Annotated in this window: 2 protein-coding genes and 1 pseudogene; all 3 read right to left on the bottom strand. The window is 65.9% G+C overall.

Going from position 1 to position 2428, the window contains the following annotated elements:
- Nucleotides 1-173: 173 nt before the first annotated feature.
- The 3 genes and pseudogenes from B1C78_RS17215 to B1C78_RS17205 all read right to left on the bottom strand — a co-directional run bounded on the left by B1C78_RS17215 (nt 174) and on the right by B1C78_RS17205 (nt 2361).
- Nucleotides 174-647, bottom strand: coding sequence for an Rrf2 family transcriptional regulator (locus B1C78_RS17215; protein ID WP_077280380.1), 474 nt, complete (start codon nt 645-647; stop codon nt 174-176).
- Between the two features lie 100 nt (nt 648-747).
- Nucleotides 748-1548, bottom strand: a complete 801-nt coding sequence (cysE, locus tag B1C78_RS17210) for a serine O-acetyltransferase (RefSeq protein ID WP_077280379.1) — start codon at nt 1546-1548, stop codon at nt 748-750.
- Nucleotides 1549-1627: 79 nt separating this feature from the next.
- Nucleotides 1628-2361: pseudogene (locus B1C78_RS17205) on the bottom strand (RNA methyltransferase).
- Nucleotides 2362-2428: the final 67 nt, after the last annotated feature.

Below are 2428 nucleotides of genomic sequence, written 5' to 3'. Positions count from 1 at the left end.
GGGTTGCCAAACACCCCGTCCCGCGTCAGATAGCGCGACATCTGCTCCGCCACGCGATCATCCACCGGCGTCGTCGCCGAATAGTCCAGGTATATGGGTAGCTTCACGTCAGTCACTGCCAAATCCTCGCAAGTTTGCATGCCTGGGTCGCGATGCCATGCACCGCGCCGCCGTCATTCCACGCGGCTGGGCTCTGCCCGGCGCATCACCACGCGCTGCGTCGTGGCCCGTTCCTGCCGGGCAGCGACTTCCTGGACACCGTTCCGGGCCATGACGTCCGCCAGGGTGATGTTCGTCAGGAACTGCCGGATCTGGTCGCTCAGGTCCGTCCACAGATCGTGCGTCAGGCAACGCTGATTGTTCTGGCAATCCGCCGCGCCGCCGCAGCGGGTCGTGTCCACCTTTTCGTCCACGGCCGAGATGGGCGTGTCCGATGCCGGGCGGCTCAGTGTGTATCCGCCGCCGGGACCCCGGGTGCTGACCACCAGACCCCGTTTGCGCAGGCGGGCAAACAGTTGCTCAAGGTACGATAGTGAGATACCCTGCCGCTTTGAAATATCCGCCAGCGAGATAGGGCCACGGTCGTTGTGAATGGCCAGATCCAGCATGGCGGTTACCGCGTAACGGCCCTTGGTTGTCAGTCTCATAGGCTGGCGCCTCCTGTCTCTTTGGCTCGTTCGGACGAGCCGCGCCCGCAGGGCCCGGCATCCGATCCGGGGCAATCCTAGCAATAACCGACCAATTGAGTCAAGTATTGCCCTGTCCGGCCTTGTCCTTGTCCGTCTGGCCCGGCACCAGGTCCTCCATTCCCTCCATATCCTTGGGGTCCAGCTCCGGAATGATGGAATCATCCACGTCGGCGCCCAGGCGCTTGAGGGCATGGCAGTTCTGGTCCACCCGCTGGTCCAGGGTGTGCAGATGGTCCAGGATCCGGTTGATGGCGTTGGCCACCGGGTCCGGCATCTCCTTGGACAGGCCGTAGGCGTCGAACCCCATGCGTTCGGCCATGGCCTCCCGCCGCACCTGCTCGGCGGTGCGCTTGCTGATGATCCGGCCCGGGATGCCCACCACCGTTGCCCCTGCGGGCACGTCCTTCAGCACCACGGCATTGGACCCGATACGGGCATCATCGCCGATCTGGACGGGCCCCAGGATTTTGGCCCCGGCCCCTATCACCACCCGGTCGCCCAGGCTCGGGTGGCGCTTGCCCTTCTCCCAACTGGTACCGCCCAGGGTCACGCCGTGGTAGATGGTGCAGTCCTCGCCGATGTCGGCGGTCTCGCCGATCACCACGCCCATGCCGTGATCGATAAAGAAACGCCGGCCGATGCGCGCACCCGGATGAATCTCGATGCCCGTGAGCCACCGCGCCAGATTCGACACCACCCGCGCCAGCCAGCGCAGCCGCCAGTGCCACAGACGGTGACTCAGTCGATGCACCAGCACCGCATGGACCCCCGGATAGGTGGTCAGCACCTCGAAGGCATTGCGGGCCGCGGGGTCGCGGTCGAATACGCACTGGATATCTTCCCTGAGCCGGTCAAACATGAGCCTTTCCGTTCATCGAACCAATTTCCTAGCGTTGTACTAAGTTATTATACGCCTGCACCGAGACCCGCAACAGGCCTCACTTGTGCCGCGGCCCCTTGGCGGCGGCCGTCAGGATGCCGCGCAGGATGTTGACCTCGTTGACCGTGGGCGCCGCGCGGCCGAACAGGCGACGCATGCGCCGCATCAGGTGACGCGGGTTGCCGGGATCGAGAAAATCCAGCTGCACCAGCGTCTCCTCCAGGTGGGCATAGAAGCCCTCCAGCATCTGGGCCGTGGCCGGTTGATCTTCCGGTGCCGACGCCGCACCGGATTCCGGCAGGGGTGCCTGCGCCAGCGCGGCCAGGCGCAGTTCGTAGCTGAGCACCTGGACCGCCGCGCCGAGGTTGAGGGAACTGTAGGCCTCGTCGGCCGGAATGTGGACCAGGGCCCGGCAGCGGTCCAGTTCCTCGTTGCTCAGGCCGCTCTGCTCCCGGCCGAACAGCAGGGCCACCGGGCCGGACGATGCCGCCTCGATCAGGGTCTTCGCCGCGTCGCGTGGCGTCAGCTCCGGCCAGCGCAGGCGCCGCTGGCGGGCGCTGGTGCCGAGCACCANNCCAGCGCCTCATCCAGGGACTCGTGCACCGGCGTACGCGCCAGCATGTCGTCGGCACCCGATGCCATGGCGGTCGCCTCGGCACTGGGGAAACGCACCGGACGCACCAGGCGCAGGTCCGTGAGCCCCATGGTCTTCATGGCGCGGGCACTGGCGCCGATGTTGCCGGGGTGGGAGGTCTGGATCAGGATGATCCTCGTCTGTGTCAGCGCATCCATCGAGTTTGTACTTGTACGGGTGCAGTCCGGTTGTGTATCTTGCGCGCTTCTGCAGGCTAGGAGCCTG

The sequence above is a fragment of the Thioalkalivibrio denitrificans genome (assembly GCF_002000365.1).
GTDB lineage: Bacteria > Pseudomonadota > Gammaproteobacteria > Ectothiorhodospirales > Ectothiorhodospiraceae > Thioalkalivibrio_A > Thioalkalivibrio_A denitrificans.
Note: the sequence above shows the minus strand (reverse complement) of the source record. Positions and strands in the feature narration are given on the sequence as shown.

What these genes read in the sequence shown, in the direction of transcription:
- B1C78_RS17215 (WP_077280380.1), bottom strand. Translation starts at nt 647, where the DNA reads ATGAGACTGACAACCAAGGGCCGTTACGCGGTAACCGCCATGCTGGAT.
- cysE (WP_077280379.1), bottom strand. Translation starts at nt 1,548, where the DNA reads ATGTTTGACCGGCTCAGGGAAGATATCCAGTGCGTATTCGACCGCGAC.